The sequence below is a fragment of the Chondrinema litorale genome (assembly GCF_026250525.1).
GTDB classification, from domain to species: domain Bacteria; phylum Bacteroidota; class Bacteroidia; order Cytophagales; family Flammeovirgaceae; genus Chondrinema; species Chondrinema litorale.
On record NZ_CP111062.1, the window covers coordinates 58,738 to 78,817 of the forward strand.

A 20,080-nucleotide genomic window follows, 5' to 3' on the forward strand; every position below is an offset into this window, starting at 1 on the left:
ATGTTTGTTCAATTGCTTATAGAAGCTTTGTTTCAAAGATTGATTTTTCAACTAATCAGCTCAATTATAGATTGGTTAAGAACAAATTAAATTTTATCTGGGATCAGAGGTTTATTTGTATCGAATCCTGTCTTTTCTAATCCTAATACTATGTTGCTTACAGTTTTGGATAATTGCTCCCTAATCTCTTCTCTTGTAAAACTTTCTTTTTTATTATCTCCTGTTTGTTCTTCATTTTGGAGTAAAAAAATGTCTATATCAGCAACTGTCATTGAGATCAACATCTTTAGATTGAGTAATTCGGATTCTATCATAATAGTATTTATGGTTAATGTTGGATGTTTTTTTCAGTACTCCAAATATTTTGTTTTATAATAAAAATTGTTTGAATTCTAATTTAACAAATTATTTGTCCAAAACTCTTATTTAATCCTTTCCAATTTTTTGGAAAAAAGTCCCTATTTTACATATCCATTTTTTTGCTAAAAGACATTCACAAATGAGATTTAGAAATAAACTAGTCTTTAGGTGCCAATCAGCAAGTATCAAAATATTTGAAATGTAGAATTTAGCAGACATATAATTGGAACTCGTAGAACAATGTTCACAATGTTTTTTCAATAAAACTATGCATATAGTGAACTTTTACATCCACTACAGAAATTGACAAAATGAATAGATGATTTTTTTAGAATTATGTTATGAAATTTTTAAAGAAATGACATAATATTTTTTTTATTCTTTATTAACAAAATTATATTTTATTTCAATCTGTATTTAACTCGAAACTATTTATAACAAAGGAGATTAGTTTAGAAAGGGCCTTTTAATTAGGTATAATTATTCCATTGCAATGGTTAAAAAATTATAATAATTAAATCCAATTAATCATGAAAAAACTAATTGCACTATTCACATTTTTATCATTTGCCACATTATTATATGCTCAAGATTATGTAGTGAATGCAGATGAAAGACCAGAAGTAGATATGAGTAAGTTTAAAACTTATGGCTGGGCTTCACACATTATCGATGAAACCACAGCATCATTTTCATTAAATAACCTAGTATTAAAAAATCAGATTAAAACCACAGTTGAAGATGAAATGGAAGGATTAGGATATGAAAAAACTACTTCTCCTGATTTAATGCTAGGTTTTGTAGTATTTGACAAAGCAACCGAGTTTAAGGGTTATGGTAATATAAAAGATGATGATTACTACTACGACTACTGGTATGGTTTCGGAAATGAAGAACTTGGAAAAGCGAAGACTTATAATTTTGAACCAGGCTCAATTGTCATTCATATGGTAGATACAAATACTGGTAATGTTGTATGGCAAGGATATGCTTCAGGTATAATGGATAATAATGTATTTGATTTTAAACCAGATAATGTTGCTGAAGCAGTACAATTGATATTTGAAGAATTTGATTATCGCGCTGATGATTTTGATACTACAGGAAGATAATACCCCTTTAAAAACAATGAATAACCTATAAGTTAAGAGGTACTACCTTGGTACCTCTTTTTTATTGTTTCTAATTAATAACTAGCATTTCCTTTTATTAAAGGAATAAAAAACATGTTCATAATAAAAAAGTATACATGGTAGTAGATTCATTTTTACTTTATCTATTGAAATAAATACACAAAAGAGTTGTGATGGATTACAACTCTTTTATCAGAATCCAAAATCATACAAACGGTAAATCATACTTTGTCTAATAAATTAAACATAAAATGTTTAAATATCTATATCAATACAAGTTCTTTACATGACATACTACTTCACAATTCATTTATGGTCCAACAGAAATCATTATGAAAATACTTCTAAAAACAGTAATGATGTATCGGCCGCATAACTTTACAGAAAAGTTTTTAATAAATTCTTATTCAATGGCTTTTCTGTATATGTAGATACAAAGGGATAAGATTGTGTATGTATTTTATCTACCTGATCATAGGAATTTGTCAATATAATCAATGGAACAGTAGGGAATTTTTTATATAAACTCTTGGAATACATTTCTAAAAATTCAAAGCCATCCATTATAGGCATAATCAAATCTAAAATTATAAACTTTAACGTTGGTAAACTTCTATCTTGCCAGCGATGCTCTAGATAAGACATAGCTTGTTTTCCGTTTTGTAAGGCAACTGGGCTAATATTTGGGCTTACAATTTCAATCATTCTTTTTGTAATCATGATATCAATATCATCATCTTCGATAATGAGATAGTCCATACTGAATTTTAGTAAAAATTTAATGAGAAGACTTTTCTGATTTTGTATTTGCTAGTTTAATAAATGAAGCATCATTTATATTAATAATGCCATCTGCTACTTCTTGTACTCTAAATAAATATTAATAAAATATTTTTCAAGTTAGTATTCTACTAAAACATAGAAGAACTAACCAATTTTTATACTTAGAGTAAGCGCTTCATTACAGAAGCAATTTAAGTTTTTTGTTGTTTTCCCATTACAGGAAACGATGAGATATATTTCAATACTAGCTAAATAAAATCTATCATTAAATATTACATGACAGGTCTTCTTTAAAAATTAAACTTATTATGAATTCATAATAAGTTTAAAGCATGTAATATCCATTCATATTTATCACGTTATAAAGAAAATTTATCTAAAATTTAATTACTATGCTAACCAACTTAATCTACACCAGTAAACGAAATAACAATTGTAATGACCAAGAGATATTCAATATTTTAGAAGCTTGTAATAAAAATAATTCCCATAAAGATATTACAGGTGTACTGCTTTTTTCTGATAGTTTATTCTTACAATATCTTGAAGGAGAAAGAAAAGATATTTTTGAACTTTATGATAAAATTAAATTAGACAACAGACATAATGATGCCGTTATGGTGGGTTGTAGAACTATAAAAGAACGTATCTTTCCTGATTGGAGCATGGGTAAGAAAGATATTGGACAAGAAGGTTTTGAATTCATCAGTGGGGATAACTTTTTGGGAAAACATAAACTTGACAGCATTTTAGAAAATCAGGATAATGAAAAATTAGTATCATCTATCAAAAAGTTTTTTGAGGCTAGACTCTAGTATTAGCTATAATTTATGAGTGATACTAAATGAATATAATATGAACTTACTTTTTAAGCTGTATAAGCTTGAAAAGCAAGTTCTATACTCCTACTAAAGTTAGTATTTAACAACCACTTGTTGCTATATTAAAATTTTATACATCTCCTTTTTAAATAGAATGTATAATTTGACTTTTAAACCACATTATGCTTGAGTTATAAACCCTAAGCTATTTTATAGTTTAATGCTTGCTTTTTTCTAAGGCTAACATACATTGTTTATAATTAGCTTCATTATGGCACACGATCAATACTTTTTGCAATATCTTTCCTTCTTCTTTTTTTAAAAACCATTGACATGTACCTATTGCTATTTCTGCCGCTATTTCTATTGGAAATTTATAAAAACCTGTACTGATATTTGGAAATGCAATTGAACTAAGACCATGTTCTACAGCTAATTGTAGGGCATTATCATAACAGTTCGTCAATAAAATCTCTTCTTGAGATTGGCCATCATTCCAAATAGGTCCTACCGTATGAATGATTTTCTTTGCTTGTAATTTACCCGCAGTTGTTAGTACCGCTTCTCCAGGTAATAGTGATCCCTTTTTAATGATTACTTGCTTACAAGCTTTAAGTATATCTCCTCCTCCTTTTTTTAATATAGTAGCAGTTACTCCATTTCCATTTGCATACCCTAGCAGATTTGTATTACTTGAATTAACGATGGCATCCACTTCTACTTCTGTAATATCTCCTTTTATTATTGCTAGCTTACTCATACCAAGTTTCAATTTATTTTGATTAATCCTTTTTATAAGTGATCACCCATTAGCCTCATATGTTACTATTATTTCTTTTACAATGGATATTTTTTATATCCTTAAAATTGTTTTCTTATTTTGCTCTCTTTTAAATATACCAAATATCATTATCATTTTATAGTTGAAAAACCACCATCTACATGTAAAACTTTACCTGTCACCCAAGAGGATTCTTCTGATAATAAATAGATTACCGCTGAGGCAATATTATTGGGATTTCCTACTCTTTCATAAAATTATAATTTGAACCACTGTAATTATCATCGCGACTACTTCAACTAAAACAAAATCCTTTCTTTACATTCCTAGAATGTTATATAAGTTAATCGTATATGAAATTGTTAGCACATAATTAATCAAAAAATTTAAATCTCAATTTTTAACTTATTGGCATCTATCAAGTTAGGTAACTTAATTATAAAAATTGTCCCTTTATTCACTTGAGAGTTTAGCAAGATTTCTCCTCCTAGTTTTTCAATGGCTTCTTTTACTATATACAAGCCCAAACCTGAACCTGCTGTTTTGTTATCACTGCGAAAAAACATATCAAATATTTTTTGTTGATCTTCATTTCGAATTCCAATGCCATTATCTTCTACTTGTAAACTTAGTTCTTTTATATTAACCGAAATCTTAACTTTGACAAAAGAATGATCTTCATATGGATTCTGATATTTTATTGCATTAGAGATCAAATTTCTAAAAATTACTTGCAAGCGCAGTGGGTCACTGTAAAAATTTTCATCAATATTAAACTCTCTTATTAATTCAATACTTTCAGCATTGTGCATATACTTCAGCTCTTCTACTATATCATTAAGCAGTTGCGAGAAATTTATTTGCTCTGGGGTTACTTGTAATCTTGAGTTACGTGAATAATCTAGTATATTCTTCACAAAAGTATCCAGTTTATGAATACTCTGATTAACCATATTTATATAACCTTCCAGCTTTGCAGGTAAAACTTCCATTTTTATTATCTCTATTAATCCTAATATTGAAGACAATGGAGCTCTAATATCATGTGAAACTCTATAAACAAAGTTATCTAACTCTTCATTTGACTTTTTTAATCCAGCGGTTCTCTCAGTTACAGTATCTTCTAACCTTTCATTTATTAAATGGATTTCTTTGGTATACTCTTCTAATTCCTCAGCTTGAGCTTGTATTTCTTCTTTTTGCTCTTGTATAAAATAGTTCTTCTGTTTTAATTCTTCATTCTGCCCTTGAATTAAATTGTTCTTTTGTCTTAGTTCTTCATTAGCAGATTGTAATTTTTTTGTTCTTTCATCTACTCTTACTACTAGAATTTCATTTTGTTTTTTAATGTTTTTTAATCGCATCCAATAGATACTATAAATTATTAGTAAAAATGTGGCTAATAAAACTAATCTAAACAAAATGGTGTCCCACCAAGGAGGTTGAACGATTATATGCAATGTTCTGGATGGTATTTTTACTCCGTTTAATTCTCCTTCAACCTCAAATACATATTTATTTGGGTCTAAATTCGTATATGTTACTTTTCTTTCAATACCTACATCTTGCCAAGATTCATCTACAAAACCTAAGAGTCTATAGCGATACTTAATTAAAGCAGGGTCTATAAAATTTATACCTGTGTAAGATATGCTAAACACAGATTGCTTATACGAAAGCGTAATTGTATCTTCATAATTAATGTGCTTACTGAGTGGTGAGTTTTTTTTACCTATCTGGACTGGTTGATTAAAAATCTCAAAATTTGTAAGTAATAATGGTGTTGCTTTTCTTATATCTTTTAAACTATCTGGATGAAAGATTTTAAAACCATTAGTTCCACCAAAAATAAGTTCGCCTGTAAAAAGATAATCTGAAGCAGCTTTATGAGGTATCAATTTTTGCTGGCCTTCATTCAGTCTATTATTTCTAAATGTTTTTGTTTGAGGATCAAACTCTATTATACCTGCATTTGTGCCTAACCATAGTTTTCCATCAGCAGTTTCTTCTATTGATTGCACGGTGTTACCTAATAAACCATTCGCTTTTGAATATACTGGAAATATTTTACTTGTATCATTTAACAATCGTAAACCACCTCCTTCTAAACCTGCCCAAACCTGACCAATGTGATCCTCATAAAGTGTGAGTATAGTAAAACCATTTGTTTCTTTAGATTTGGGTAATATGTACTTAAAACTATTATCCTTTCGATCTAGCTTATAAACATATCCTTCATAAGTGCCAACCCAAACATTATTATTTTTATCAGTCAATAAAGACCATACATTGTTATACGCCATTCTTTCTTCCGGACTTATCTCAGGTATATAAGCCTCTAATTCATAGGTTTCTGGATTAAAAGAATGTAAACCTTCGCCAAATATAGCTAACCACAATAATCCTTTTTTATCTTTAACTATTGACGTGATATTATCTCCTGGAAGCTTATTAGCTGCATCACGTCTAAAATGCTCAAAAGTACGTGTCTTTAAATTGAAATGATCTATTCCCCCATTCCAGAAACCAATCCAAACATCTTCATTTTGTCCCTTGGTAATGCTAAGAACTTTATTTGAGGATATTGTTGAAGGATCATCATTATCATGTAGATAATGAATAAACTCATTTTTTTCACGATTAAACCAGTTTAAGCCTCCGCCATCGGTACCTATCAAAATATTGTTCGAATCTAGCTCTACAATCGCTGATACTACATTATACGATAAAGAATTTTTGCCTCTTTGTTGATAATAGTAACCAATATTTTTGGAATAAAAATTAGATAAATTTGCACCAGTTCGGTAAGTACCAACCCATAACCGATTGTGATTATCTACACATAAACTTTTTATAGAGTTTGAAGATATGCTTAAATTATCAAAAGGATCATTTCTAAAATTAAAGAAATTGTCTTCTTCTTCAATATATAAGCTAAGTCCATTATCTGTACCAATCCAAATATTTCCTTCCTTATCTTCAATAATACTATCCACTTGATTATGAGCTAAGCTTTTAGCATTCTTAGCATCATGTTTATAGTTTATAAACTCATTCTTACCTTTTTCTAATAAATAAATACCTCCTTCGAAAGTACCGACCCATAACCTACCTTTTGTATCATAATATATAGATGTTACAAAATCATCACTTAGATTATCTGACTGTGAAGAATATTTTTCAATTGAATGATCTTTAGTATTGATACTCATTAATCCTTGAGAATAAGTACCGACCCATAAAACTCCCGGCTCACCTTCTGTAATCACATATGCGTAATAGCTTCTTTCATTTTCTAAATTGGAAGTACTTTGTTGAAGATATGTGTAGCTGTAATCATCGGCATTAAACTTTACCAATCCTCCTGAAGTACCAACCCACATAGTACCACTTTGATCGTAATGTAAATCCTGTATAAAATTATAATTATATTTAGAAGAATCTAAAGCTAAAGATATATGTTTAAACTCATCTAAAGTTGAATTGTAAATATATAAACCACCACCCCAAGTGCCCGCCCAAATGTTATAATGCTTATCTTCTGCTAAAGCTCTTACTGCTTGGTGTTTTATTGACTCTTCTTGAGAATAGAGGTATTTCTGAAAGCTATAGCCATCAAATTTATTGATACCCTCATTAGTAGCAATCCAGACATATCCAGAAGTATCTTGAAGAATGTCCCAAACAGTATTATTGGTAAGTCCATCTAATGTTGTGTAGCCTTGAAATGTTAGTTGTGGCTGAGCTTTTACAATACTAATTGCAAATAACAAGATTAATAAAACACATTTATCCTTCTTAGATAGAACATTACTTTTAAATGAATTATTAATACATTTTATCGTCACCATGCTATACTCAACTAATAATTATTTCTACTAAATACTTTAATAAATAAATGGCCAATACTTTTCTTCTATTTATTTTAAGCTAATATTGAGATTTAACAACCTACAAACAATTTAATGAAATGAATATTATTTTCAAACAAGGCATAGTCATATCTTACAGTAAGCTCTTATTGTATCCTACTACTATACCCTTACAGATTTCTACAAAAGAGCATACAGAACAACATATAATGTGCCTTTATGTTATGTGTATCCTAATAGTGCCACACTTCACTTGTGTTTTTAGCTGTATAAATATAATATCCATTTGATAGCTGAAAACTAATACATGCCTTCATTTGTAGAGCACCTGAATTTTGCGCTCCCAATAAAACACAGAGCATAACAAGCACCTTAATTTTCGACAAAGTAAAGCATTATAAAAACTAAAAGCTCTTATAAGTGACATCCAACTGACTTATAAATATTGATTAACTGTCTAAATAATTTTTAAAGGTTAATATAAATTTATACATTTAACCTTTATAATTACTTTTAATGGTTAATAATGCAATTAGAAACTGGAAACTATAAAGGAACTTATAAGCTTATTGGTGGAGAAGAATGTTTCGATTTTACAAATACTGTTAGTTGGAGAGAAACAGCTCATCCTCATGATTGGCTGGATATTGAAGAAAATTTAGCCCGATGGGCTCAAATAACTGGTATCTTAAATGAAGGTCAAGCTAAGCACTTAATAAAAATTTCTAATGAAGAATTAGAATATGTAAAAAGTATAAGGGTCTTTTTATATCAACTTTTTAATAGTCAAATAACAAAAGGCTCTATATCAAAAGATTCACTCTATGAGTTAAGCGAGCTAACTCAAAAAGCGAACAAACACCAAGTACTTTCCCCCTCACCTACCGGATATATTTGGTCTTGGCAACAAAGTATAAAACCAATAGAACTAGTCCTTTTTACTATCATCAAATCGGCTTCTGATGTTTTAACTCGTGGGGATTTATCAAGAATTAAAAAGTGTCCATCTTGCCAATGGTTGTTTCTAGATACAAGTAAAAATAAACGCAGAAGGTGGTGTACGATGGAAGATTGTGGTAATCGACATAAAGTAAATGCTTTTAATAGAAGAAATAAATCCAAATAATAATATTGAAACAATTTAATCTATCAGCTATGAACAGGAGTTATCAAATTCCTCCACAATTGTACTTTGTGGCCTCAGCTATTTTTCATTATCTGGGGCCTTCTTTTGCTGTTTTATTATTCGCTAGAGTTTCTGTTGACGGAGTTGCATGGATGAGAATTATTTCTGCGGCACTTATTTTTGCTGTTTGGCGAAAACCTTGGAATACTTTTAGGCAGGTGGCACTAAAAGTTCGGTATCTTATAATTGCTTTGGGAATTACATTTGCCTTTATGAATTACTCCTTTTACTATGCCATTCATAAACTTCCGCTAGGCACTGTAGCTGCTATCGAATTTATAGGTCCAGTGTTGTTAGCATTAATAGGTACAAAAACACTCAGAAACTTATTCGCTTTGGCATTGACCACTACTGGTGTATGGTTTTTAACAGATGCCCGAATCGAAGGCGAACTTGAAGGTTTCTTTTGGGCTTTTGTAAATTCTATTTGCTTTATTGTTTACATTATTTTAGCACATCGACTCGCATCAATAGACACAAAAACCAAATCGGTAGATAGATTGGGTGCCTCTATGATTTTTGCTGCAATAATGATTACTCCATTAGGTATTGATGGTGCACTACCAGCATTATCCGATGCCATAGCTATAGTTGCAGGAATAGGTGTGGGAATTTCCTCTTCTGTTATTCCTTATGTATTAGATCAACTAGCAATGAGTAAACTATCTAGAGCTACATATGCGCTATTCGTAGCTTTATTACCTGCAACTGCCGTAATTATTGGGGTAATTGTGTTAAAACAAATTCCTTCTTGGGTAGAAGTTGTCGCTGTTGCTTCGATTATTTTAGGTGTACTTATAGTTCAAGATAAAAGGCAAGAAAGCACTTAAAAATGGAAGGTTAATTTATTGATTTCACTACCATTTCAATCATTTAGAAACATATTAAAAGCTTAATCATCATGAATGCTATCCAAATTATCTTATTAAATTTTTCCGAAATCCGTAGGCGTAGTATTAAACTTTGGAGTAAAATACCGGATGAATACCTCAACTGGAAACCTGATAAAGATGCACTATCTATTATTGAAATGATTAGACACGTTTTAGAAGGTGAGCACCTATTCCATAAAATAATAGAAAATCGAGGCAATTTAGGAAACTATCAATCACCTTGGAAAAGTTTAGAATATTCAAACCTCAAAAATGAACTGGAATTTGCCGAAAAATATCATACTGATTTTATCAATATGATTAGTAACTTGAAAGAAGCTGATTTGGAAAATACCAGAATTGAAAGAAAAGAAGTTGGCCAAAACAAAATACTAGGCGATTACCTCAACCGTATTGCATACCATGAATCTGTTCATACTGGACAAATGTTAGATTATTTGAGAACAGCTGGAGTAGAAAGAGCTAAAATTTGGGATTAGTAATAATGGAAATACCCTGAGCATATAGTGGAACACTTTGCTATCTTTAAGAATAAATTATCTGTTCGGATGACAACCAACAAGCTATTCTCAAATAGATATAACTTTATAAATATGCTGTTTACCATCAATAAAAATATGAATAAGATAATATTACCTCTAGTCTGTTTAATATTTGCTGGTTGTCAACAGCAATCAAATGAAAAAGAAGTTAAATCAACAGACAAAATCGAGGTTGAAAGCAATATAATTTCTGAAGATTTTGTGAGCTGGGTTGATGCTATAAACACCAAAGATGTTAGCGCAATTCAAAGTTTTTATCAAACTGAGTCTTTTAAAATTATCTCAGCTGATAGCATATTAAACAGTCCTGATGAAATAGCGAACTATTATGCATCACAACCAAATAAAATAAACTCCATCTCATCTTTATTTCAAATCGAAGCCAATAAAGACAGAGGCATCAACTATGAATTGATTAAATATGAAACCAAAGCCAAAAAAGAATATATTCAGCTCCTGATCTGGAAATTAAATGATGGCAAAAAAGTAAGAGAATTCGAATTTGCATCAAAATGTTCAGAAAAACCGGTTAATGATGAAGAAGAAATCTCCAAAAGAAGAGAATTATGGATGCAACTCTGTAATACTCATAGCCCTAAAAATCTTGTAGATGAGCTGTATAGTTCCCATAATATTTATTTTAACCATAAACCACTGGTTAAAGGTAAGGTCGATCTAGTTGAAGAGTATGCTTATATGAAAAGAGAAAATTATACGCTTACTCTTCTCCCGCTAAAATTAGAATTTGTAAATGCCAGTTTGGCTTTTGAAATAGGACAATGCCAAGGAAGCTATAATGGCAAATACATACTTATATGGGAAAAAGATTCTGATGGAAAATGGATGATCTTTATCGATTCTAATATATGAGATTAAAATATTGAGTCAATCCAATTTCATACTTTTTCATGACTAAACAAAACTAGTTCTGTTTCTACGCGATTAGAATTAAAATCTATAATTCTATAGCCAAACATGTCTCCATTAAAGATGATTTCCCGATCGTTTTTGACTACTTGAACCGAACTAGCTGGCGTGATATATTGCTCAACATTATTTTGAATAGAATAGTCAGACATGTGATAATGTCCACAGAAAATCTTGATTTCTAGATTAGAATCAAGCAATAACTGTTTAAGTTCTTCTCTCCCTTTCAGCGCAAATTGCCTATCAGCTTCTGTATTGATAGAAAGTATAGGATGATGAATAAATAGTAGGATTTTTTTAGATGCCAACAATTCTTTTTTTAACCAATCAAATTGCTGTTTACTGATGCTTCCAGTACTTGAATCCAAGAAAATATACTTATACTGTTCTTCTTCTCTTGAATAATAAAGTTCTGGAACAGTAAGATTCATTGCACCTTTATAATGCTTTTTTACTTCTGAAAACTTATCATGATTGCCAAGTGTAACCTCTAAATCGTAATCTTTTAAAGTATTAAAAAACCATTGATTAGAACTCAATTCCCCAATATCTCCACCATATATGATTTTTGAAATATTTTTTTCAGACACATCTTTCAGAATTATTTGCCAGTTTAAATGAGCATCTACACTGTAATCTTTAGGAAATTGTTCATCTACATGTAGATCAGTGATATATGCAATTTTTTGATTCATAGTACTTGTACATTAGATGATTATTTGGATAGAATTATCGCTAAAAACAATATAGTGTTTTATATAATACTCGCCCAAAAATAAGTGGTGATTTTCACTTAATATAAAACTCTTTATCACTAGAATTAACTTCTTACACTCAGACATTCTTTATTGATTACTCTCCTATTTCACATAAATCCCACTTGTATCCTACTACAATACCCTTACAGATTTCTACAATAGAACATATATATAATATCCCTTTATGTTAACAACCTCCTTCCATACAAGGAACATCTGTTTAAATAATTACGATTAATCACTTATATACCTAAAAACAACTATTTTTTTTACAAATAAGTTGTGGAAATACTTTTTGTAACCTAATATTGCGACACCCATCTCTGAATCATAAATCAAATACTTATTGTTAATAAGTAATACTACTACTACAAATCGTTTTGATGCATCAAGAAGATTTAATCTTACTTACATAGGATCACTTTTGTATTCTATATAAAATGTTTGTGCATTGTTTCTTTCTAGAGCTAATGTACTAGTACTATGTATGGTTTTTCGATTCTTATATTATTTAAATTACATTAAAATGAATTTCACCTTTTACTTAGACAAGAATAAACTTGCATATATTCTACTTTACTTTATAATAACTTTATTATTTTCTTTTAATATTCATGCTCAAAACAACATAGATGTATTAAAAAAAGCCTATAAAAGATTAGATAGTGTAGAAGTAAACTCCTTTCAATCTGAGCACTTTTTTAACAAAGGTTTTTTCTTCGGTCAAGGTTTGGATCCCTATATTAAATTCGCTGAAACTCCTACAAACAATAATTTTATTATTTCTACCCCATCTAAATGGAAGAAATACTACAAAGGAGTCTATAAAGCCGGAATTAAGGATAAAAAAGATCAAAATTTAAAAGATATTTCTTCCATTATAGACTCTTACCCAAATGATGGCAATGTAATACCTATTGCTATTCTACAAGCTGAAGGTGAATGGTTGGAAGAATATGATATTGATGAAAATATAAAAGCTAAAAAGAAAGGATATCAGCTTTCTAAAGAATATAAAAAGTTCAATATTTTTAGCGCTAGTGTACTAAAGCAGAAGGTTTACGATGCTGATGTTTCTTTTGAAATTGTACCAGAACTATTTGAAATAAGAAAAAAGGCTAATGTGAAAAATCTTAGTATTGACTTAGCAGATGGCCAAGGCTTTAGAGAAATAAATTCGGGTGATGTAATTAATACTTCTTATAATTCAATTGGAGAAAAAGCCATTGCTGTAAAATTTGAGTTATCTGATGATGAATTTATTAGCTATAGCATAATTGATGTAGTGACATTAGAAAAAGAATTACCCGATCTAACATTTGATTTAACGACTAATTTTTCTAATAACAGAACAAACAGTTTAAGTGGAGGAACAGCTGAACTATTTAATGGATGTGATGACATTTTTGATAAACCTGTTATTATAGTTGAGGGCTTTGACCCAAATAATGAAAGATCTATTTTAGATATTAATGATACTTACAGAGATGCACTAATTGAAGAATCTTTTAGAGCGAATGGATATGATGTTATTTATCTGGATTTTGATAATGGAGGTGCTGATATAAGAACAAATGGGCAAGTATTACAAGATTTAATAGTAGATGTAAATACTCAAAAGTCTGGCAATAGCTCTATAATAATAATAGGTGAAAGTATGGGAGGTTTAGTAACTCGTTGGGCACTTACAGATATGGAGCAAGATGGCATAATACATAATGTTAGTCATTTTATCAGTTTTGATTCACCTCATTTAGGAGCAAACATACCTGTAGGTTTTCAAGACTTAGTAGAAGACATGTCTGATGTTGATTTTTTTGAGCTGTTTAATGTGGAGGAGGAGGAGATAAATAAAGCATTAACAAGTTTAAATAGTACTGCAGCTAAACAAATGCTTTTACGATATAAAGGAACAAGTCCACATTCTGAATTCACAAGTTTACAAAATGAGTTGGCCTCTCTAGGTTTTCCTCAACAAAATAACATAAGAAATATCAGTATCATTAATGCTTCTGGAACTGGCTCAAACCAAGAACCAGTTGATGATTTTAGTCCAAATGATCCTATCTATTCAGTTGATTTTATTTCTATTGCAAGTCTATTAATCGATGTTAGGACTAATCAGATAAATGGTAGTACTAAAACGTCTGCATTGTGGATTTTGACTGGTGATTTACCAACTACTATAAAAGAACATACATATAGCTTTGATTCATTCAATTATGATATAGCTGCTGGTGGTTTTCAATCATCAAACAATTACGAAGTTGAACTAGGGAATTTTTTACAGGCAATAAATATAGCTGATTGGTTCGGAGATGATTCCTATAATTATGGTCGAGGAAATTTTAGTTTTGTACCCCTGTTTAGTAGCGTTGCATCAACAGCTACATTAAATAGCCAAGCAGATTTAAATATTTCGTAAGTCAACTCATAAATAATAACTTGACCCCCTTTGATGCTATTTATTCTGATGATGAAAATTCTAAACATGTAATAGCTGAAGAAATTAGTGATGTTTGGGAGGAACTACTAGATACTGAATTTGGAATTCCATTAAATTGGGCATGCCAAGTAAGTAATGGAACTAATCCAGCTGCTCCGATCCCCTATTTTAATACTAGTAAATGGTATATGTGCGAATTGGAAACAAGAAACTTTTGGTTACAAAATCCTTCAGAAATCTCAAATTTATATATAAATACATGGACCTCAACTGGACCAAGAAATACATCTGGTACTGGCGAAACTTTTTATATTTATAGATTTACTCCTGTAGGTGTTTACACTATTAATGTAACTCGAAGTTTTAATCCAGATACTGATGAGGTTGTAGGTCCATCTAGTAGTTATAGCAGAGTATTTACTGTATATTCAGAAGATCATAGTACTTATGGTTGTAATGAAGGAGATGATGGAGGGGCTATTAGAAGGCTTTCAGCTGAAAATACTGCGGATTCAACTATTAATATAAATTCTATTAGCACTTGGCCTAACCCTGTAGTAAATCAACTTAATGTAAGCTTTCAAGTAAAAGAAGCTGGTAATTTATCTATTCAATTAATACCGATCATCAATGTAAATCATCCTAATATTACTATTACCAACAGTTATCGACCTATAGGAAATTATCAAGAAACATTTTATACTTCTGGCTTGCAGCCTGGCATGTATCTGTTGCAGATTACAGTAGCTGATCAAACATATCATCAGAAAATTTTTTTAAAAAACTAAAATTATGAAAAGATATATCATATTTTGTTTCATTGTTTTACTATATAGTTGTGAAGATGAAGTAATAGGACCAACTTCATTTGAAGGTAAGGTGGTTTACGCAGATGATGAGACTCCTTTTAACACTGGTTATATTAATATTGGATCAAATCAATATAGAGTAGGTACTCCGGATCTTTTAGATTTTAAAAGAGTAATAATTTCAGATGATGGTTCTTTTAACGTTGAGTTTGAGCAAGATGAAAATATTGATTATTTCGATATAGAAATAGAAGTTATCACATATGTTGATTCTATAGGTTTTATTTACTCTGGGAATTATCTGCAAAGTTCAGGGTTAGATTGTACTCCTTATAACTGTGATGAAATTGAACCTGGTAAAGACTATAAAAACTTACTTATTAAAGTGCCTAGATGAAAATTAGCTAAAATCCACCCCACCCTATTTATAAGAATTATAAATAGGGTGGATGTTTTATTTATGTTTCTTATAATGTTATATAATCCCTAGCTATGTTAAATCACAACTTTCTCTATCCCCTTCCCTACTTTTCTAAAATACTATTCTCCTCTAACCATCCTTTTAAAAAAAATTTAGCCTCCTCTACAGCCTATTTTCTATGGTCATTTTCACCGATTCCTGTAACTTTCAATCCATCCAAATTTTATTCTGAACCTATCATTTATTTTATTTGACAATTATTTACCTTTTCAACTATCTTTAGTTTATGGACAACTTTGATGATCTACCTTATGAAGAAAAAGTTTTTACCCTAGTGAAAAATGGGGCTTTTATTAATTCTATCAATTATTACAATCAAAAAGTAGATCTTTACCATATGAATGGAATTTTTGTTGAGGTTTTCTATCATCCTGTCTCTTCTACAATTCATGAAATTGCCACTGCTGAACCTAAAAGGTTACATCTTTATTCACCTGTCGATCTAAACCAAAGTTAGAGCCTATAATAACAACATTTACTTCCCTAGTTTTTTTCTTACTTTTTCCAGCTCTTTGCCAATTGATATCACTTCCTCTTGCTGCGACTTTGTTGCTTTTAATCTATACTTTTTGGTTAATGCTGTTAATATTTCTAGTAATTCTTTTTCTCGGCTTTCTAATGACAAATTTCCCATAGCTATCTTTTTTAAAAAAACGAGAGTTAAAACTCTCGTTTAAAATTAGGTACTTCTGCTAAAATAATCATTTAGAGCGTGGCTAAAATCTTCTATGGTAAGAAATTCTATTACACTACCTTTTAGATACTTTTTGAAAATGCCAGCACTATAAACTGCTTCCACCAAATAATAGAAATATGTTGGTAATAAGACTGATTGATCTACGAGTACACCAAAACAATTTGCAGATGGGGTTTTCATAGGCTTGCCTGCATTGGAGCCTTTTGACTGGATGTAAAAATCGGCTTCAAGAGTAGAATCTGGGTGATAAGTGTGTAAAACAAACATAACAATGGGGGTTAGTGTGAACAAAAAATTTGCTCACTTCCCCGACTAATAGCTGGACTTCATGCAAAAGGAAACTAATTAAATCTTTATGGGGTAGTCTTTTGCTAATTGTCCTGCTATTGGTCAAACTTTGTTACATTTTTTCGAATAATCTGTGCGCTCGATTGTTACTTTATTATTTTTTTAATTCATACATATACACTTGTACAAATTGGGATAATGATATTTTGCTAGTAGTTTGAACTTTATCAGAAAATATTGATTAATTTAATGTGTAGTCCCCAGTTTGTAGCTTTAAAGTAAAAGTTTAAGAATTTAGATAAATGAGTCAAGTAACTTCCTGCAAAATTTTCCTATCTGTGTACAAATAAAGCACTAAAGCACTTCTATTTAGTATTTTTATGCTTTTTAAGCATCTATTTATGAGAAATCGAGTAGTTCAGTGACTGTTGAAGAGTAACGCCTAAAATTAGCTTAAATATAGCCACTTGTTTTTTCTAGAAATATTTAAAACAAAATTATAAAATAAAAAACGACCACTATTTACGTTTTTTCTTATTTTCTCTTTTTATATGTTTTAACGTTTTAATGGCTCATAAAATATTGATATACAGTGTGTTATATGTATTGAAAGATACACATTGGGTACTTAAAGCTACAGATAGGGTCTTTAAAGCTACATTTGGGGTTATTATCACTACAGATAGGGTACTTAAAACTACTAATAGGGTCCTAAGACTACAAAATGGGTTATATAGCTACAAATTGGGTCCATTTATTAAATAAAGCGGTTTATGAAGCTATAGGAAGCCTACAAAATGATAATATTCGATTTATAAACTACACATTGGGTACTTAAAGCTACACATTGGGTCCATTCATTTGATTAATCTTTTACATATAAAGTTATACTTTATATAACAATCGTTAAAAATTTGATTATTAATACTTTAATTGCATTTTTTAGCACAAAAGCTACGGATAGGGTACTTAAAGCTACAGATTGGGGAATTAATTTAACTTATAGCTATAGAATTAATATAAAATCAATAGATACATTAAAATTTTGTTGTAGCTTTAAGCATATTTTTTAACTATGAATCAGCAAAATAAAAATACTTCTTCCAAGCAAAAAACAGTTTCCAGATCGCTGGTTGTTAAAAGTAATGATCTCATTAATGCGAGGTTTAATCTTTCTGTAGCTGAAACTAGAATTATTCTCCTAATGGTTGCTCAAATCAATATGGATGATGAAGACTTTAAGACTTACAAAGTTCGAATAAAGGATTTTATGGAAAGTGCTGGAATTAGTTCAAATACTAAGAATGTATATAGTCGGGCTAGGGAGTACACAAAGAAGCTTATGAAGCGAGTCTTGGAGATTCCTAAAGAAGATGGAACTTGGTTACAAGTAAGTTTTATAAGTAGTGCGGAATATCCAGCTGGTCGTGGTTATGTTGAGTTGCAGTTTGACCCTAAGCTGAAACCATATTTGATAAAGTTGAAACAGCGCTTTACTACTTATGAAGCGCAAAATGTTTTATCGTTAGGTAGTTTTTATTCTATAAGATTATATGAACTTTTAAAGCAATATGAAAAAATAGGAAAAAGAACGATTGGTGTTGATGAGTTGAAAGATTTATTGGGTATACTGGATAGCTATAAAAGTTATTATCTTTTTAAACAAAGAGTAATTGAACAAGCTAAAAAAGAACTTGATGAAAACTGCGATATTACTTTTTCTTATAAAGAAATAAGAATGGGTAGAAAGGTTGTAGAAATTGAGTTCAATATTATAAGACAGCCAGATGTATTTGATACGAGGAATGATTCTAGTGAAATTATTACCTCTCCCCTACTCGATGATAAAAATACAATTTTGACAGAGTTACAAGAAATAGGTTTTACTAAATCTCAAGTTGAAAAATCTATAGAGAAATACAAAGATCAATTAGACGAATTAGGAAGTTTAATCCAAAGTTGTAAGGCTAAACATAAATCCGGTAAAATAGAAAATTTGGCTGCATACATTTGGGATGTGGTTAAGGTGGGTGGTAAAGTTAAACCTTCAGAAAAAACTAAGACTAAATCTGCTGAGAAGAAAAAGAAACTCACAGGTGATGAACAATCATCAGATGAAAAGAAAATAATTGCAGAGTGGGAGAAAGAATACGAAAGTGCAATAGCGGAAAATAATGAAAAATATGCAGATGAAAGTAGCGAATATCTTCTCAAGTTTGAGGAGTATGTTAGAAAGAATATGGGGTTAAGAATTATGCTTATTAAGGAAGGTAAGCTTAATAAAAAACATTCCATGTTTAGATATATGCTAGGTAGCTTTATCGCTGAATCTTTGGAAAAAAATTTACCTGAGTTTCCTAAATGGGTACAGCAAGTAAAGGGATATCATATAATAGAAGATAAAGGGGCTCCCGGCTCATATAGAATTAATGCAAAGCAAGCTTCATTATTTAAATAATTATGGAAGATAAATTCTAAAATATCTTCTTGAAAAATGAATAATATGTACTTTTACAACTGGTAATTAATTAAAAACTTATGGCAACTCAGATCATAGCGGTAGCAAATAATAAAGGTGGAACAGGTAAGACTGCAACTACAATAAATTTAGGCAAAGGTCTTGCGATAAAAGGGAAGAAAGTATTGTTAATTGATAATGATCCACAAGCTAACCTAAGCAGTAGATTAGGTATTAGAATAAAAGCAGATACATCAACAATTTATGATGTATACAAAGAAAATGCATCATTACCTATTGTAAAGGTAGAGGAGTCTCTACATGTAACTCCATCATCAAGAAAGCTTGAAACCATACCTGGAATTTTAGCTGAAGTATCAAGAAATAATTATCGTTTAGCTGATGCTCTAGAATTAGTAAGTCAAGCTTATGATTATATTTTAATTGATTGCCCTCCTGCTACTGGTTTGCTAACTGCAAACGCCCTTTCGGTAGCAAATTTAATTATTGTTCCAGTTACTGCAGGAGATAGAGATGCAATAAAAGGTATGGTTAATATTAGTGGCTTAATAAAAAAATTCTTAGAAGAAGGAGTTAATCCTGATTTGCAAGATTTAAGAATTTTAGTAAACTCATACAAGAAAAACCACTCAGTAGACCAAGCTACAGAAATGACATTACAAAGTCATTATCAAGACAACTTACTTCGGTCTGTCATTAGAGAGAACACTCAAATTAAACAAAGTGAATGGCGAAACACTACTGTGTTTGAGCATAGTCCAAAATCTTCGGCAGTTAAAGATTACACAAAACTTACAGAAGAAGTACTTTCTTTAGTATCTTGA

At 30.3% G+C, this 20,080-nt stretch carries 19 protein-coding genes and 2 pseudogenes; 13 read left to right on the forward strand and 8 right to left on the reverse strand.

Features of this window, described 5'->3' with window-relative positions; translation table 11 throughout:
- Positions 1 to 86: 86 nt before the first annotated feature.
- Positions 87 to 314, reverse strand: coding sequence for a hypothetical protein (locus tag OQ292_RS38445; protein ID WP_284689497.1), 228 nt, complete (start codon positions 312 to 314; stop codon positions 87 to 89).
- A 576-nt stretch (positions 315 to 890) separates the two neighbouring features.
- Here OQ292_RS38445 and OQ292_RS38450 point away from each other — a divergent pair.
- Positions 891 to 1,472 (forward strand): DUF4136 domain-containing protein, encoded by a 582-nt coding sequence (locus OQ292_RS38450; RefSeq protein WP_284689498.1) that lies wholly within the window; start codon positions 891 to 893, stop codon positions 1,470 to 1,472.
- 399 nt (positions 1,473 to 1,871) lie between these two features.
- Here OQ292_RS38450 and OQ292_RS38455 read toward each other — a convergent pair whose 3' ends face one another.
- Positions 1,872 to 2,252 (reverse strand): response regulator, encoded by a 381-nt coding sequence (locus OQ292_RS38455; RefSeq protein ID WP_284689499.1) that lies wholly within the window; start codon positions 2,250 to 2,252, stop codon positions 1,872 to 1,874.
- A gap of 416 nt (positions 2,253 to 2,668) precedes the next feature.
- Between OQ292_RS38455 and OQ292_RS38460 the strand changes: the two genes are divergently transcribed.
- Positions 2,669 to 3,091 carry a BLUF domain-containing protein gene (locus OQ292_RS38460; protein WP_284689500.1) on the forward strand — a complete coding sequence of 141 codons (423 nt, stop codon included), beginning with the start codon at positions 2,669 to 2,671 and terminating at the stop codon, positions 3,089 to 3,091.
- 223 nt (positions 3,092 to 3,314) lie between these two features.
- Here OQ292_RS38460 and OQ292_RS38465 read toward each other — a convergent pair whose 3' ends face one another.
- From OQ292_RS38465 to OQ292_RS38475, 3 genes and pseudogenes are all read right to left on the reverse strand, one after another.
- Positions 3,315 to 3,857 (reverse strand): macro domain-containing protein, encoded by a 543-nt coding sequence (locus OQ292_RS38465; RefSeq protein ID WP_284689501.1) that lies wholly within the window; start codon positions 3,855 to 3,857, stop codon positions 3,315 to 3,317.
- 152 nt (positions 3,858 to 4,009) lie between these two features.
- Positions 4,010 to 4,117, reverse strand: a pseudogene (locus OQ292_RS38470) (SDR family oxidoreductase); the annotation flags it as partial.
- Between the two features lie 147 nt (positions 4,118 to 4,264).
- Complete coding sequence (locus OQ292_RS38475) at positions 4,265 to 7,651, reverse strand: sensor histidine kinase (RefSeq protein ID WP_284689502.1); 3,387 nt, start codon at positions 7,649 to 7,651, stop codon at positions 4,265 to 4,267.
- Between the two features lie 402 nt (positions 7,652 to 8,053).
- Here OQ292_RS38475 and OQ292_RS41270 point away from each other — a divergent pair.
- The 5 genes and pseudogenes from OQ292_RS41270 to OQ292_RS38495 form a co-directional block, all read left to right on the forward strand.
- Positions 8,054 to 8,152 (forward strand): annotated as a pseudogene (locus OQ292_RS41270) (NAD-dependent epimerase); the annotation flags it as partial.
- A 124-nt stretch (positions 8,153 to 8,276) separates the two neighbouring features.
- Positions 8,277 to 8,876: a CGNR zinc finger domain-containing protein gene (locus tag OQ292_RS38480; RefSeq protein WP_284689503.1), complete on the forward strand. Its 600-nt coding sequence runs from the start codon at positions 8,277 to 8,279 to the stop codon at positions 8,874 to 8,876.
- Positions 8,877 to 8,905: 29 nt separating this feature from the next.
- On the forward strand, positions 8,906 to 9,766 hold the full coding sequence (locus tag OQ292_RS38485; protein WP_284689504.1) for an EamA family transporter: 861 nt from the start codon (positions 8,906 to 8,908) through the stop codon (positions 9,764 to 9,766).
- 71 nt (positions 9,767 to 9,837) lie between these two features.
- A complete protein-coding gene (locus OQ292_RS38490; RefSeq protein ID WP_284689505.1) occupies positions 9,838 to 10,308 on the forward strand; it encodes a DinB family protein in 471 nt (156 codons plus the stop codon).
- A gap of 138 nt (positions 10,309 to 10,446) precedes the next feature.
- Entirely contained in the window at positions 10,447 to 11,241 is a 795-nt protein-coding gene (locus OQ292_RS38495; protein WP_284689506.1) for a Cif family virulence factor, read from the forward strand.
- A gap of 26 nt (positions 11,242 to 11,267) precedes the next feature.
- Here OQ292_RS38495 and OQ292_RS38500 read toward each other — a convergent pair whose 3' ends face one another.
- A complete protein-coding gene (locus tag OQ292_RS38500; RefSeq protein WP_284689507.1) occupies positions 11,268 to 11,993 on the reverse strand; it encodes a metallophosphoesterase family protein in 726 nt (241 codons plus the stop codon).
- A 589-nt stretch (positions 11,994 to 12,582) separates the two neighbouring features.
- Between OQ292_RS38500 and OQ292_RS38505 the strand changes: the two genes are divergently transcribed.
- The 4 genes from OQ292_RS38505 (at position 12,583) to OQ292_RS38520 (ending at position 16,249) form a co-directional block, all read left to right on the forward strand.
- Positions 12,583 to 14,481 (forward strand): lipase family alpha/beta hydrolase, encoded by a 1,899-nt coding sequence (locus tag OQ292_RS38505; RefSeq protein WP_284689508.1) that lies wholly within the window; start codon positions 12,583 to 12,585, stop codon positions 14,479 to 14,481.
- Positions 14,482 to 14,501: 20 nt separating this feature from the next.
- On the forward strand, positions 14,502 to 15,290 hold the full coding sequence (locus tag OQ292_RS38510; protein ID WP_284689509.1) for a T9SS type A sorting domain-containing protein: 789 nt from the start codon (positions 14,502 to 14,504) through the stop codon (positions 15,288 to 15,290).
- Between the two features lie 4 nt (positions 15,291 to 15,294).
- A complete protein-coding gene (locus OQ292_RS38515; protein ID WP_284689510.1) occupies positions 15,295 to 15,708 on the forward strand; it encodes a hypothetical protein in 414 nt (137 codons plus the stop codon).
- A gap of 310 nt (positions 15,709 to 16,018) precedes the next feature.
- On the forward strand, positions 16,019 to 16,249 hold the full coding sequence (locus tag OQ292_RS38520) for a hypothetical protein (RefSeq protein WP_284689511.1): 231 nt from the start codon (positions 16,019 to 16,021) through the stop codon (positions 16,247 to 16,249).
- Positions 16,250 to 16,267: 18 nt separating this feature from the next.
- Here OQ292_RS38520 and OQ292_RS38525 read toward each other — a convergent pair whose 3' ends face one another.
- Both OQ292_RS38525 and OQ292_RS38530 read right to left on the reverse strand, forming a co-directional pair.
- A complete protein-coding gene (locus tag OQ292_RS38525) occupies positions 16,268 to 16,426 on the reverse strand; it encodes a hypothetical protein (protein ID WP_284689512.1) in 159 nt (52 codons plus the stop codon).
- A 45-nt stretch (positions 16,427 to 16,471) separates the two neighbouring features.
- Entirely contained in the window at positions 16,472 to 16,756 is a 285-nt protein-coding gene (locus OQ292_RS38530) for a DUF6943 family protein (RefSeq protein WP_284689513.1), read from the reverse strand.
- Between the two features lie 1,096 nt (positions 16,757 to 17,852).
- Between OQ292_RS38530 and OQ292_RS38535 the strand changes: the two genes are divergently transcribed.
- Entirely contained in the window at positions 17,853 to 19,235 is a 1,383-nt protein-coding gene (locus OQ292_RS38535; RefSeq protein WP_284689514.1) for a replication initiation protein, read from the forward strand.
- Positions 19,236 to 19,315: 80 nt separating this feature from the next.
- Positions 19,316 to 20,080 carry a ParA family protein gene (locus tag OQ292_RS38540; protein ID WP_284689515.1) on the forward strand — a complete coding sequence of 255 codons (765 nt, stop codon included), beginning with the start codon at positions 19,316 to 19,318 and terminating at the stop codon, positions 20,078 to 20,080.